Below are 13,249 nucleotides of genomic sequence, written 5' to 3' on the forward strand. Positions count from 1 at the left end.
CAATGCAGGGCGGACGTCTGGAGAGCCCGCGAAATGGAAGCAGCAAGCCGCCTGAGCAACACCTATCCCCGCGCCGTGCTCGCGTCATTGCCAGATGAGGTGCCCGTTTCGATCACCTGCAACGGCTCCAGCCAGGCCGTTATGATGGCGACGCCGCGCGACGTGGAGGACTTCGCCTGGGGCTTCGCGCTGTCGGAAGGCTTCATCCAAAGTCCCGACGATGTCGACTGGTTCGATGTTCTGCAGCATGACAACGGCATCGAGGCACGCTTTTGGCTGAAGGCAGAGCGTGCCGCCGACCTTGGCGCGCGCCGCCGCAAGATGGCGGGACCGGTCGGCTGCGGTCTCTGCGGCATCGACAGCCTGCAGGAAGCGATGCGCCCACTGCCAAGGATGGAGGCCGGCAACGTCCGCTTGAGCGTTGCCGCCATACACGAAGCGCGCACGGAACTGCGCGTCCACCAGCCGCTGCGGGATGAAACGCGTGGGCTGCACGCAGCCGGCTTCATGCATCCCGGTCTCGGCATCCTGCTCGCGCGCGAAGACGTCGGCCGACACAATGCGCTGGACAAGCTCTGCGGCGCGATGTTCCGCTGCGGCATCGAGACCGCCGCCGGCGCCGTCATCATCACGAGTCGGATTTCGGTCGATCTTGTGCAGAAATGCGTGATCAGCGGCATTCCGGCATTGATCGGAATGTCGACCCCAACCCGCGCGGCAGTAACGGTTGCCGAAGCAGCCGGCCTCACCCTGGCGGCCTTCAACCATGGCGACATCGAGATCTACGCGAACGCGCACCGCATCAGCGATTGAACACGCATTGCTGCATCACCAGCGTTGCGAGGGATCAGGCTCCGGGATGGAGTTGAGAAGCTGGCGCGTATACTCGTGGGAAGGCGACGTGAAGAGGTCTGCCACCGGCTGATCCTCCACGATCTTCCCCTTCTGCAGCACGATCACCCGGTCGCACAATCTTCGGATCACGGAAAGATCGTGGCTTATGAAGGCAAGGGTCAGCCCGAGGTCCTTCACCAAATTCGCCAAAAGCGTCAGCACCTGCGCCTGCGACGACACGTCGAGGCCGGAGACGATCTCGTCAGCAACGATGAAATCCGGACGGAGCGCGATTGCCCGCGCGATCCCGACGCGCTGGCGCTGCCCGCCGGACAGCTCGTGCGGATAACGCCCGGCAAAACCGCGCGGCAATCCCACATTGTCGAGCGCTGCCGCAACGCGGGGATCGCTGGTCTTCGCGCGCAGAGGCGCCGCGATGATCCGGCCGATCGTCAGCCGCGGATTGAGCGCCGACATCGGGTCCTGAAATATCAATTGGATCCGTTGCCGAAGCGGTCGCATCGCATCGTCGGAAAGTTGCGTCACATCCTGCCCGTCGAAAATCAGCGTTCCCGCCGTTGGCTCGACGAGCCGCACCAGCGTGCGTCCAAGCGTCGTTTTGCCCGAGCCCGAGCCGCCGACAATGCCGAGCACGCTGCGCCGTTCGATGGAGAACGAGATGTCGTCGAGAATGCGCAAGCGCGGTGCTGCGCCGAAAAGCGGTTTGCGGGTCTGGTCGGCAACCTCCACCCTCAGCCCCTCGATCCTGTAGAGCGCGTCAGTCATGGCGCACCCATTGGCGATCAGCTTCGCCGAGCTCTGCGCGCACGGCTGCGATCACGTCGTCGGGCACGGGCAGGAGAGATGCATCCGGGTCCGTGTGCCGCGGTGTCGCTGCAAGGAGCGCACGGCCATAGGCATGGTGCGGGCCGTTGAAGAACGAGGCGACGTCCGTGTCCTCCACAACCTTGCCGCCGTACAGAACGCTGAGGCTGTCGCAGATTTTCGCCACCACGCCGAGGTCGTGCGTCACGAAAAGCAGCGCCGTGCCATGCCGAGCCTGCAGGTTGGAAATGAGCTTCAGGATCTGCTTCTGCACTGTCACATCGAGAGCCGTCGTCGGCTCGTCGGCGATGATGAGCTTCGGCTCAGCCGCAAAGGCCGAGGCGATCAGGATGCGCTGGCGCATGCCGCCCGACAATTCGTGCGGATATTGCCGCATGACGCGCGCAGCATCAGCGATCTGCACCTCTTCCAGGACTTCCAGCGCCCGTACTTCGGCGGCGCGGCGCGTCCAGCCGAGAATGTCGACCAGCCGATTGGTGATCTGCGGCCCGATCCGGTGCGAGGGGTTGAGCGCGGTCAGCGGGTCCTGTGGAATGAGCGCGGTCGATGCGCCGATCAGCCGCCGCCGGTCTGCATCCTTCAGCTTCAGGAGGTCCTGCCCGTCGATCAGGATCTCACCTTCCACGACCTTCAGCGCCTTCGGCAACACGCCAAGCACGGCCTTGCCGATCATGCTCTTGCCGGCACCGCTTTCCCCGACGAGCCCGCGGATCGTGCCGGGCTGAAGATCGATGTCGACGGAGCGCAGCACGCGCTCGCCCGTATCGCGCAGCACGGCCGACAGATTGCGGATGGTGAGATAGCCGCCGCTCATCGAAGCACCGGATCGAAGCGGTCCTTCAGTCCCTCGCCGAACTGGGCAAAGGAGAGGACGGTGAGGAAAAGCGTGATCAACGGAAAGACCAGCACCCACCACGCCTGGTGAATGCTCAGGCGCCCCTCCGCGATCATGCCGCCCCAGGTGGGCTGGTCGGTGGAGATCGACAAATTGACGAAGGAGAGGATCGCCTCGACGATGACCGCGATCCCCATTTCCAGGCTGAGCAGCGCGACGATCGTCGGCAGCACGTTGGGCAGGATTTCCGAAAGCATCGTCTTCATCCGCGTGAAGCCGGCAATGCGGGCGCTGTGCACATAGTCCATCTGCGACTGGTTGAGCGTCTCGGCGCGCACCACGCGGCAGAAGCGAGTCCAGTCGATGACGACGATCGCAACGATGACAGAGGTGAGCCCGGTGCCGATGACGGCGATGAGAAGAATGGCGAAGAGGATCGGCGGAAACGCCATCCAGATGTCGACCAGCCGGCTGATGATCCGGTCCGCCCAGCCGCGATAGTAGCCGGCAATGAGCCCGAGCGTCGAGCCGATCAGACAGGTGCCGATCCCGGCGACAAGCGCGACGATGAGGGCAATCCGCGCACCATGGATGAGCCGTGAAAGCACGTCGCGGCCGAGACTGTCCGTACCGAGCAGGTAGCCGGGTTCGGCACCCGCCATCCAGAAAGGCGGCAGCCGCCCATAGAGAAGATCCTGCATCAGCGGATCGTGCGGCGCGATGAGCGGCGCGAAGACTGCCGCAAGCGCAACGATCGCCAGCCACAGGCCCGAGAGCCAGAGCCGTGCGCCGGCCCGCCTTTTGACCGCGCCGCGCCCGTCAAGCATGGCGAAGCCTCGGGTTCAGGAACGCATAGGTCATGTCGACCAGAAGATTGATCGCTGTGAAGATCAGCGCGAAGAGAATGACGATTCCCTGGATCAACGGCAGGTCCCGGTTGATCACCGCATCCACCGCCATGTTGCCGAGCCCCTCATAGGAAAAGAGCCGCTCGATGATCACCGTGCCGCCGATGAGGAAGGTGAACTGCACCCCGATCAGCGTCAGCGTCGGTAGAAGCGCATTGGGCAGTGCCTCGGAGAGGATCACCCGCGTTTCCGAATAGCCCTTCGTGCGGGCCAGCACCGCGTAGTCGAGATTGACCGTTTCCTTCAGCGATTGTTTGAGCAGCTGCGCGATGATCGCGGCGAGCGGCAGCGCAAGCGCGAGCGCTGGCATGAACATGTGGCGCAGCAGATTGCCGGTCAGATCGAAGCGCAGCCTGAAGATGCTCTCGATCAGGTAAAACTGAGTCGAAAACGGCAGGTCGAGACGCGGCGATACGCGGCCGGAAATCGGGAAAAGCGGCCAGACGACGCCGAGCAGGATGATCAGCAGCAGGCCCCAAAGAAAATCGGGCACTGAAAGGCCGATGCCATTGGCAAGATCGACGCCCGTCTCCGTGCGGCGGCCGCGGTAGCGCGTGCCGATGATCGCGGCACCCATGCCGAGAATCACCGCGATGATCAGCGCCATGAGGCTCAGTTCGAGTGTTGCCGGCAACCGGCCGAGAACGAGGTCGAGCACCGGCTGGCGCGTGGAGATCGACGTCCCGAAATCGCCCTGAAGCACATTGCCGAACCAGATCGTGAACTGCTCGAAGATGGATTTGTCGAGCCCGTAGAGCGCGCTCAGCCGCTCGATATCGGCAGTGCTTGCGCCTGGCGGCAGCATCATGGCGATGGGATTGCCGGGCACGACACGCACCACGACGAAAACGATGATGGCCACGCCGATCAATGTGATCAGCGTGGTGAGAAAGCGCGAAAGGACGACGCGAAGGATGGGCATGGATCAGTCCAGCGCGCCGGCCTTGATCATCAGGAAAAGTCCGCTCACGCCTGCCCGATCAGCTGCGGCAGCAGCGCACCGGAGGCATGCGCCGTCACCGTCAGGCCGGGACGGTAGACGATCGGCTGGACATACTGGATGAGCGGGATGACGAGGCCTTCCTCGGCGATGAAACGATCGACATCCTTCCAGCCCTGAATGCGGGCCTCTTCGTCCGCCTCGCCCCAAAGCGGGATGATGCGGTCCATGAGGTCCTGGCCATCCCAGACCGAATGCGGGCTCGGGCCGAACATGGCAAAGCCGGTCGACGTCGTCGGGTCGCCCACCGCATTGCCCCAGTTGTAGAAGGCTGCCGGTGCAAGCTGATCGGCGGCGCGCAGTTCGAAATGCTGCGCGATCTCATACACCTCGATCTCCGCCTCGATCCCGACGCGGCGCCACATGCCGACGATCGCCTGGATCATCTCGTAGTCCTTCGGCTTGAAGCCGCGCGTCGTCTGGATCTTGAAGCGCACGGGGTTCTCGGGCGAGAAGCCGGATTCCGCGAGCAGCGCCTTGGCACCTTCCTCGTCATAGGCCACTTCGATGGAGGAATCGTAGGCGATGTATTCCGGCGTCTGCAGCGTGCTGATCGGCACGCCGTAGCCGCTGAGCAACCGGTCGATGAGAAGCTGCTTGTCGATAGCCATGTGCGCGGCAAGCCGCACATTCTTGTCGAGCATCGGCTCGACGTCGTTCAGGAAGATCATGGCGATGTCGGAGATCGGCTCGGCCACGCCTTCGAACTCGCCGCCGGTCAGGCGGTCATATTCCTCATAGGGAATTTCAAGCGTCACGTCGGAATTGCCGGATTCGATTTCCGCCACGCGGCTCGCCGCATCGGTCACGAACTTGATCGTTACCGCCTCAAAAGCGGGCGCGCCGTTCCAGTAATCCGGGTTGGCCTTGAGGCGCACGAAGGCGTTCCGCTCATAGCTCTCGACCATATAGGGGCCGGTGCCGATCGGCTTTGCCTCGAAGCCATCCGCGCCGACTTCTTCGTAATAGGCCTTGGGCAGAACATAGCCCGTGAGGAACGACATCCACTTGAAGATGGTCGGGTCGAACTCCAGCACGTCGGCTTCGATGCGGTTTCCGTCGATGGTGAAATTGCCGATCTTGGACCAGGTGAACTGGATCGGGTTGCCCGTTTCGGCCTTGCCGGCGCGCTCCAGCGACCAGACGACGTCCTCCGCGCTGAAGTCACTGCCGTCGTGCCACTTCACGCCGTCTCGCACGACCATGAAGATCTTGGAGTTGTCGTCGTTCCAGCCCCACTCCGTGATCAGTCCGGGCTTGAAGCTCAGGTCCGGATCCTGATGGATGAACATGTCGAATACGGACTGGTAGAAACCCTGGATCGTCGGGTTGACCGCCGAGGGGCCGACCGTCGGGTCCCAGGAGGGCAGGTTGACGTTATAGGCGATGACAAGCTCGTTGGCTTCCTGCGCGAAGGCCGAGAGCGGCAGGTTGAAGCCCGCAAGCGCAGCACTTGCGCCGGCAAGCTTCAGCAAAGTGCGTCTGTTGGGATGCGTGATCATCGGTTCAGTTCCCCTGTGTTCGGCCGCTTGTTTGCGCGGCATTGTTTGGCACTCATTGGCCTGCCAACTGGCAGGCGAGCATGTAGCCCGACCCGGCACCGACGCCCGCACCCGGCCAGGTGGCCGCGCCGACGAGATGCAGATTGCCGACGGGCGTGTGCCAGTCGGCAAAGCCCGGGGCCGGGCGGAACAGGAAATTCTGCGCAAGATGGTGGCTGCCGCAAATCTGGTCGCCGCCGACGAGATTGGCGTTGCCGCGTTCGAGATCGAGCGGCGACACGGCTGTTTTGCCGATGATCTTGCCGCGCAGGCCCGGCGCATAGCGTTCGAGAATGTCGAGCACGCGTTCGGCATAGATCTCGCGCACGCTGTCCCAGTCGCGCGCTTCGATCTCGCCGGCCGCATCGCCCTCGATGATGGCGGGCACCATGCGCACCTGCACCCAGAGCACATGCTTGCCATCGGGTGCGCGGGAGGGGTCGACCGTCGTCGGTTGGCCGACGACGAGCACCGGCTCGCGCGGCAGAAGCCCGGCGGTCGCATCCGAATAGGTGCGCGCCATCATGTCCATATCTGGCGCCACATGCACATAGGCAAAGCGCTGGAGTTCGGCGTCCGGCCAGTCCGGCAGCCCGTCGAGTGCCAGATGCAGCATCATCGTACCGGGCGCATGGCGAAACGCCGCCATCTTCGCGTCGAAGCTCCTGTCGCCACTGCCTTCCGGCAGCAGATGTGCGAGCGCCTTGGGCGCCACCGACCCGATTACCGCGCGTCTGGCGGCAAACCGCCGACCGTCCGCCAGCACTACGCCGGTGGCTTTGCCACCACTCGTCTCGACGCGCTCCACGCGCGCATTGCAGTGCACCTGGCCGCCCCGCTTCTCGATCATCCCGGTGAGCGCCGTGATCATGGTTTCGGCGCCGCCCTTGCCGATCACCATGCCGAAGCTTTGGTTGGCCATGCCTTCCAGATAGGGAAAGAGCGCGCCGCCCGCGACATCAGGCGCGAAGTCGAGATGCATGCCCCACGCGGCGAGCATGGTGCGCATCTCCGCGCTCTCGAACGTCTCGTCGAGCCAGGCGCGGGGCGACATCAGAAGAAACCGAAGCAGCTCGCGACCACCGCCGACACCTTCGCGGCGAAAGGCGCTAAGAAAATTACGTGCAATTGCACGTTTCTTCATCGGGCTGCCAAGCAGCGAGAACAGACTGTCGGCGCGCTTGGGAAAGCCCGCGACGAGGGACTTCCATGTCTCCGCATCTTTCAGAGATCGTGCCTGGATCCAGCCGAGCGTCTCGCCCATGTCGGTCGAAACGCCGAGCCAGCTGCCATCACGGAAGATGGATGCGAAAGGCCGCGACACCGGGGCGAACGCCAGTCCGTGCCCGGCAAGCTCGCTGCCATAGGCCCTGTGGAAGGCTGAACCCGCAAACAGGCTGAGATTCATCGCCGCGATATCGTGCTTGAAGCCGGGTGCGGTCAGCTCTTGCGTTTTGACAGCTCCGCCCGGCCGATCTGCCGTTTCGCAAACGGCGACCTTCCAACCCTTTGCGGCGAGGTGCGCCGCACAGGCCAGTCCGTTGTGTCCAGCCCCTATGATAAGGGCATCAGCATCAGTCATGTCGGCACCATCCCCGATCAAGATATTTGCAGATGCATTTACTTCCGTCTAGTCTCGCCGAAGCGCCTGCGAAATTTGTTTCGCGCGTATGGAAAAGAGGCGAAGGTTGCGGCCGTCGCTGACAAAGAGGAGAACAGTGAAGATGTCTGCTGCCGATACATTGGGCGAACTGGCCGGGCTTCTCCTGAGTGGCAAGGTGGAGGTGGTCGACCTCTCCGCACCGCTCGGACCCGATACCCCGCTCTTGAAGCTGCCGCCGGAACTGGCGAAAGACACGCCGAAGATTGAGATCCACAAGATCTCCGAATACGACCAGAACGGTCCTTTCTGGGCGTGGAACTGGCTGAAGATCGGCGAGCATTCCGGCACCCATTTCGATGCGCCGCACCATTGGATCACCGGCAAGAATTTTGCCGACGGCTATACCGACACGATCAAGCCGCAGAATTTCGTGGCCCCGGTCAACGTCATCGACTGCTCGGCCGAGACCGAAGCCGACCCGGACTTCCTGCTCACCGCCGAAGGCGTGAAGGCCTGGGAAGCCAAGCACGGCGAGATCAAGCCCGGCGAATGGGTTGTCATGCGCACCGACTGGGACAAGCGCAACGGCTCGGAAGATACCTTCCTGAACATGGACGAGAACGGCCCACACTCTCCCGGACCGACACCCGATTGCATCGCCTATATCCTTGAGAAGGGCGCAATCGGCTGGGGCACCCAGTGCATCGGCACCGATGCGGGCGGTGCCGGCGGCATGGAGCCACCATTCCCGGCCCACAACTTCCTGCACAAGGCCAACAAATATGGTCTCGCCAGCCTCTGCAATCTCGACAAGCTTCCGCCGAAGGGCGCCGTCCTGATCGCCGCGCCGCTGAAGATTGCGGAAGGCACGGGGAGCCCGATCCGCGCGCTCGCGCTCGTCGCGAAGCACTAGAACGACGATGGTGGCCGACCACATCATCATCGGCAGCGGCATCAATGCGCTTACGGCCGCCGCCATGCTCTCGGGTAAGGGCCACAAGGTCCTCGTGCTGGAGCGGGCGGACCATGTCGGCGGCTGCATGCTGTCAACCGAAGCCACGCTGCCGGGCTTTACCCATGATGTGATGGCGGCCACCTTCGTCCTCTTCCTGACCGGTCCGGCTCATGCCGCGCTCGGTCAGGATCTCGCCCGCCACGGGCTCGAATTCTGCCACACGCCGCACCCGACTGGCGTCATCCGTCCGGATGGATCGAGCGTTGTTCTCACGACAGACCGCGCGGGCAATATCGCCGCCTTCGACCGCTTGTCTCCCGGCGACGGCGCTGCCTACAAGGCCGATGTTACCGGCATCGAAGCCAACGCCCCCTTGCTCTTCGGCCTGCTCGGCGGCGAACTGTGGAGCCGGCAGACCGCGACACTGATTGCGCGCGAAGCGTGGAAGCGCGGTCCGCGTGCCCTTCTCGCCTATCTCGGCGAAGCGCTGATGCCGGCGCGCCGCTGGCTCGGCTCCACCTACCAGGCGCCCGAACTTCAGGCGCTGTTTGCGCCCTGGACGCTCCATTGCGGGCTTTCCCCCGACGACGCCTATTCCGGCCAGATGGGCAAGATCGTCGCCTTCGCGCTCGAGGCGGCCGGCGCGCCGATCGTCAAGGGCGGAGCTGGCAAGGCGGCTCAAGCCTTCCGCAGCCTGATCGAGGAACGTGGCGGCACGGTGCGTACCGGCGCCGACGTGACCCGCATCCTCGTCGAAAACGGGCGAGCGGTCGGCATACGTCTGGCAGGCGGTGAAGAACTGCGCGCCTCGCGCTCGGTCATCGCCTCCGTCGCGCCGGGCAGACTTTATGGTCCGCTGCTCGGCAATGATGCGCCACCGCCCGCCCGTGAGGCGGTAAAGACCTTTACCTATGGGCGCGGCAACTTTCAGCTTCACTATGCCCTGGACGCCGCACCGCGCTGGACCACCGAGGGCTTCGAGAAGGTAGCACTCATCCATTTGACCGACGGCATCGATGCCGTTTCCAAGTCGCACAACGAAGCGCTACGCGGCATGCTGCCGGAAACGCCGACGATCTGCGTCGGTCAGCCCGCAGCGCTCGATCCATCCCGCGCTCCGGTAGGCAAGGCGATCCTCTGGATCCAGATCCCCGATGCGCCACGCGAAATCAAAGGCGACGCAGCCGGTGAAATCGCGACCGACGGCACCTGGAACGAGGCAACGAGAGAGGCCTTCGCCGACCGTATCGAAGCGATCCTCAAGCGTCACATATCGAATTTCGACGAGATCGTGCTGAAGCGCCGCGCCTATTCGCCGGCCGATTTGGAAGCGATCAACGTCAACCTCGTCGGCGGCGATCCCTATGGCGGCGCTGCGACGATCGATCAGTTCTTCGTCTGGCGTCCGCTACCCGGGTCCGTCAACCACGCAACCGGCATCAAGGATCTGCACCACATCGGCGCGTCCACGCACCCGGGGCCTGGCCTGTCGGGCGGGTCGGGCTTTCTCGTCGCCAACCGCATCGCGAAGTAGCTGCCAACGCGTAGCCGCGGGGCGACCGAGCGTCTATCGCCCGATCGCGTAGGCCTGCATCAGCCGCGGCGTTGCCGCCGCGCGCAACAGCCCGTTCGCGTCGCGTTTCGTGGCGGTCAGGCGCCCGACGGTCCAAGGTTCTGCGACCGTGATCTCGTGTCCACGCGCTTTCAGCTCGTTCAGCGTTGCTGCGCCGATCGTCTCCTCCACCATGATGTGCCCCGGCTGGCGCGAGCGTGGATAGAACGAGCTCGGGAAATGCGTGGTGTGAAAGAGCGGCAGGTCGATCGCCTCCTGCAGATCGAGCCTGTGATGCACGTGGCGCAGGAAGAAGGCGAGCTGCCACTGGTCCTGTTGGTCGCCTCCGGGCGTCCCGAAGGCCATGGCGGGCCGGCCCTCATGCAGTGCAAGCGATGGCGTCAGCGTCGTGCGCGGCCGTTTGCCAGGCGCAAGCGAGGTCGGCAGACCATCCTTCAGCCAGAACATCTGCGCCCGCGAATTCAGGCAAAACCCGAGGCCGGGAATGGTCGGCGAGGATTGCAGCCAGCCACCCGATGGTGTGACCGACACCATGTTGCCTTCCCGGTCGATGACATCGATATGCACCGTATCGCCACGCTTCTCGGAGAGATGCGCCATGGTCGGCTCGTAGACGCCCTGTCCCGTCGGGCTCATCGCTTCAAGAAGAGCCATGGTCGCATCGTGCTGCGCATCGAAACCGGGAACACGACCGGGGCGCAGCTCGCGGCTGGCTGTCGCGCCGATCAGCTTCCGGCGCTCTGCGTTGTAGGCCTCGGACAACAGGTGATCGAGTGGCACGGGCGCAAAGTCCGGGTCGCCGTAATAGATCTCTCGGTCCGCATAGGCGAGCTTCATCGCCTCGACCACATAATGCACGAAATCCGCGCCGCCCGTGGCCATTCCCGCAAGTTCGATGTCCTTGAGGATCGCCAGCGACTGAAGGAGCACCGGCCCCTGGCCCCAGGGTCCCGTCTTGGCAATGGTCCAGCCATGATAGTCGTAGGTAACGGGCGCCTCGATCGTTGCACGATAATTGGCAAGATCGTCCGCCGTCAGCACGCCCCTGTGGCGGCGACCGCTCGCGTCCTTCACTTCGGCGGTCTTGAGCCAATCGGACATGCGCTCGGCGACGAACCCCCTGTAGAAAGCGTCACGCGCGGCTTCGATCTGCTCTTCGCGGCCGGATCTCGCCTCGCCCTCCGCGACGATCTTCTTCCATGTCTCGGCAAGCACGGGATTGCGCAGGGTGTCGTTTGCGCCAGGGGCGTGTCCGCCGGGCAGCCAGGTCTCGAACGAGGTCGGCCATTCCTCACGGAAAAAATCCGTCAGCCCCGCGATCGTCGCGGCCACGCGCGGCAGAACGGGATGGCCATGCTCGGCGTAATGGATTGCCGGTTCCATCACCTCGCGTAGGCTGAGCCGACCATAGTCGCGCAGCATCGTCATCCAGCCATCGAAGGCGCCGGGGATGACGGTTGCGAGCAACCCGTCGCCCGGAATGATATCCATTCCCTCGCGCGAATAGTGTTCGATCGTCGCCCCGGCCGGTGCCGGACCCTGCGCACAGATGACTTCGACCTTGTCCTTCCGCGCCGAATAGATCACCGCCGGCAGGTCGCCACCCGGTCCGTTCAAATGCGGCTCGAGCACTTGCAGCGCCATGCCCGTGGCAACGGCCGCGTCGAAGGCATTGCCCCCGATTTCCAGCATGCGCATGCCGACCGCCGACGCGATCCAGTGCGTCGAGGCAACGACGCCGAACGTGCCCAGGATTTCCGGACGAGTGGTGAACATGGACATCGAAATGGCGCCTCCGCTCCTCGTAAACCCGCCTTTTGGGACGTGAACCAGCCCCTGTCCATGGCCGGGCGTCGATTTCGGACCGCCAGCCCTGCTGCCGGACGGCTGGGACATGTGTCCCAGCGGCTTGAAGTGCGTTGGCGATGTTCCCCGCATGAGAAGCGCCTCAGGCCTTGTTTGCCGATCTCTTGCCCGGAAACGGTATGGCTGCCAAACACGCGCCATGATGATGTTTCAATCCACATTCTTACCGCCGAACGGACGGCACCCAGCCGTCGAGCATCCAGATGCCTCTCAAAGTCGCGTCCGGCCTGTCCCGCGTGGAGGCTGTTCGAAAAAGGATCGAATGTCGCAAGCGTCTCATTCCGGTCTGAGCCCGGCTCAGATCGCGCAATTCATCGAAGACGGTTACATCAAGCTCGACGGTGCCTTCGATGGCGCCCTTGCCTCGAAGGGGCGAGACCAGCTCTGGAACGCGATGGGGCTTTCCCCTGACGCGCCGGAGGCATGGACACAGCCTGTCGTCCGCTTGGGCTTCATGACCGGCGCGCCTTTCGTCGATGCTGCCAACACGCCGCTCCTGCATGGCGCCTACGATGCGCTCGTGGGCGAGGGCCGCTGGCTGAAACCCGAAGGTCTTGGCACTTTCCCCGTGCGCTTCCCGTCGCCGAACGATCCGGGAGACGCGGGTTGGCATGTCGATGCCAGTTTCGGCACCGACAACCCGGATTTCATGCAGTGGCGGGTCAATGTGAAAAGCAGTGGTCGCGCCCTGCTCATGCTGTTCCTCTTCTCCGATGTCGGAGAACTGGATGCGCCCACCAAGATCAGGAAAGGCTCGCACCGCGCGATCGCCAGGCAGTTGCTCCCGGCCGGAGCCGGTGGTCTCACCCTTGGCGAACTTGCCGCCGATGGCTTTGCGTCGACGTCCGACTGCGAAGAAGTGCTGGCGACCGGCGAGGCCGGAACGGTCTATCTCTGCCACCCATTCCTCGTCCACTCTGCCCAGCCGCATCGAGGGTCCAAGCCCCGCTTCATGGCCCAGCCTCCGCTCCTGCCCAGGGCCGAGTTCGACCCGTCGCAGCCACCGTCTGCGGTGCAGATAGCCATCCGCAGGGCGATAGAAATGGAACATCAGGCGTAAAGGCAATTGGGGTGACAGCTCAGCCCGAGAGCCTTGGGCGTGTTCGCTGAACGGAAAGATCGCGGTGGTGGAGAGAGGGGGAGGATATGGCGGAGAGAGAGTCCGCCAAACTAATGCTCAGGTTCAGTCGCCGTGATCCATAAACGCTCTTATACTCAATAGCTTGTAGTCCGAACGGGTCTTCCCTTGTTCGCGCACTTCCGCCATTATCCCCACTCAAGAGTGGGG

11 protein-coding genes are annotated in these 13,249 nt (G+C 63.8%); 4 read left to right on the forward strand and 7 right to left on the reverse strand.

Going from position 1 to position 13,249, the window contains the following annotated elements; translation table 11 throughout:
* Positions 1 to 33: 33 nt before the first annotated feature.
* Complete coding sequence (gene fdhD, locus QQL76_RS16915) at positions 34 to 813, forward strand: formate dehydrogenase accessory sulfurtransferase FdhD (protein WP_499208639.1); 780 nt, start codon at positions 34 to 36, stop codon at positions 811 to 813.
* A gap of 15 nt (positions 814 to 828) precedes the next feature.
* On the opposite strand, the gene QQL76_RS16920 is transcribed toward fdhD, so the two are convergent.
* From QQL76_RS16920 to QQL76_RS16945, 6 genes are read right to left on the reverse strand one after another with little or no spacing between them, the layout of a single operon-like run.
* Complete coding sequence (locus QQL76_RS16920) at positions 829 to 1,620, reverse strand: ABC transporter ATP-binding protein (RefSeq protein ID WP_499208640.1); 792 nt, start codon at positions 1,618 to 1,620, stop codon at positions 829 to 831.
* Positions 1,613 to 2,494: an ABC transporter ATP-binding protein gene (locus tag QQL76_RS16925; RefSeq protein ID WP_499208641.1), complete on the reverse strand. Its 882-nt coding sequence runs from the start codon at positions 2,492 to 2,494 to the stop codon at positions 1,613 to 1,615. Before QQL76_RS16925 ends, QQL76_RS16920 begins: the two co-directional genes overlap by 8 nt.
* Positions 2,491 to 3,342 carry an ABC transporter permease gene (locus QQL76_RS16930; RefSeq protein WP_499208642.1) on the reverse strand — a complete coding sequence of 284 codons (852 nt, stop codon included), beginning with the start codon at positions 3,340 to 3,342 and terminating at the stop codon, positions 2,491 to 2,493. Before QQL76_RS16930 ends, QQL76_RS16925 begins: the two co-directional genes overlap by 4 nt.
* Positions 3,335 to 4,345 (reverse strand): ABC transporter permease, encoded by a 1,011-nt coding sequence (locus QQL76_RS16935; RefSeq protein WP_499208643.1) that lies wholly within the window; start codon positions 4,343 to 4,345, stop codon positions 3,335 to 3,337. Before QQL76_RS16935 ends, QQL76_RS16930 begins: the two co-directional genes overlap by 8 nt.
* Before the next feature lie 44 nt (positions 4,346 to 4,389).
* Complete coding sequence (locus QQL76_RS16940; protein WP_499208644.1) at positions 4,390 to 5,925, reverse strand: periplasmic substrate-binding domain-containing protein; 1,536 nt, start codon at positions 5,923 to 5,925, stop codon at positions 4,390 to 4,392.
* A 52-nt stretch (positions 5,926 to 5,977) separates the two neighbouring features.
* Positions 5,978 to 7,546: a phytoene desaturase family protein gene (locus QQL76_RS16945; RefSeq protein ID WP_499208645.1), complete on the reverse strand. Its 1,569-nt coding sequence runs from the start codon at positions 7,544 to 7,546 to the stop codon at positions 5,978 to 5,980.
* A gap of 142 nt (positions 7,547 to 7,688) precedes the next feature.
* Here QQL76_RS16945 and QQL76_RS16950 point away from each other — a divergent pair, with 142 nt between their 5' ends.
* Together QQL76_RS16950 and QQL76_RS16955 are read left to right on the forward strand one after the other, a co-directional pair.
* Entirely contained in the window at positions 7,689 to 8,480 is a 792-nt protein-coding gene (locus QQL76_RS16950; RefSeq protein ID WP_499208646.1) for a cyclase family protein, read from the forward strand.
* Positions 8,481 to 8,487: 7 nt separating this feature from the next.
* On the forward strand, positions 8,488 to 10,056 hold the full coding sequence (locus QQL76_RS16955) for a phytoene desaturase family protein (protein ID WP_499208647.1): 1,569 nt from the start codon (positions 8,488 to 8,490) through the stop codon (positions 10,054 to 10,056).
* 33 nt (positions 10,057 to 10,089) lie between these two features.
* On the opposite strand, the gene QQL76_RS16960 is transcribed toward QQL76_RS16955, so the two are convergent.
* Complete coding sequence (locus tag QQL76_RS16960) at positions 10,090 to 11,877, reverse strand: gamma-glutamyltransferase family protein (protein WP_499208648.1); 1,788 nt, start codon at positions 11,875 to 11,877, stop codon at positions 10,090 to 10,092.
* Between the two features lie 346 nt (positions 11,878 to 12,223).
* On the opposite strand from QQL76_RS16960, the gene QQL76_RS16965 reads away from it, so the two are divergent.
* Positions 12,224 to 13,021: a phytanoyl-CoA dioxygenase family protein gene (locus QQL76_RS16965; RefSeq protein ID WP_499208649.1), complete on the forward strand. Its 798-nt coding sequence runs from the start codon at positions 12,224 to 12,226 to the stop codon at positions 13,019 to 13,021.
* Positions 13,022 to 13,249 lie beyond the last annotated feature (228 nt).

Source organism: Rhizobium albus (assembly GCA_030160035.1).
Lineage (GTDB): Bacteria > Pseudomonadota > Alphaproteobacteria > Rhizobiales > Rhizobiaceae > Georhizobium > Georhizobium albus.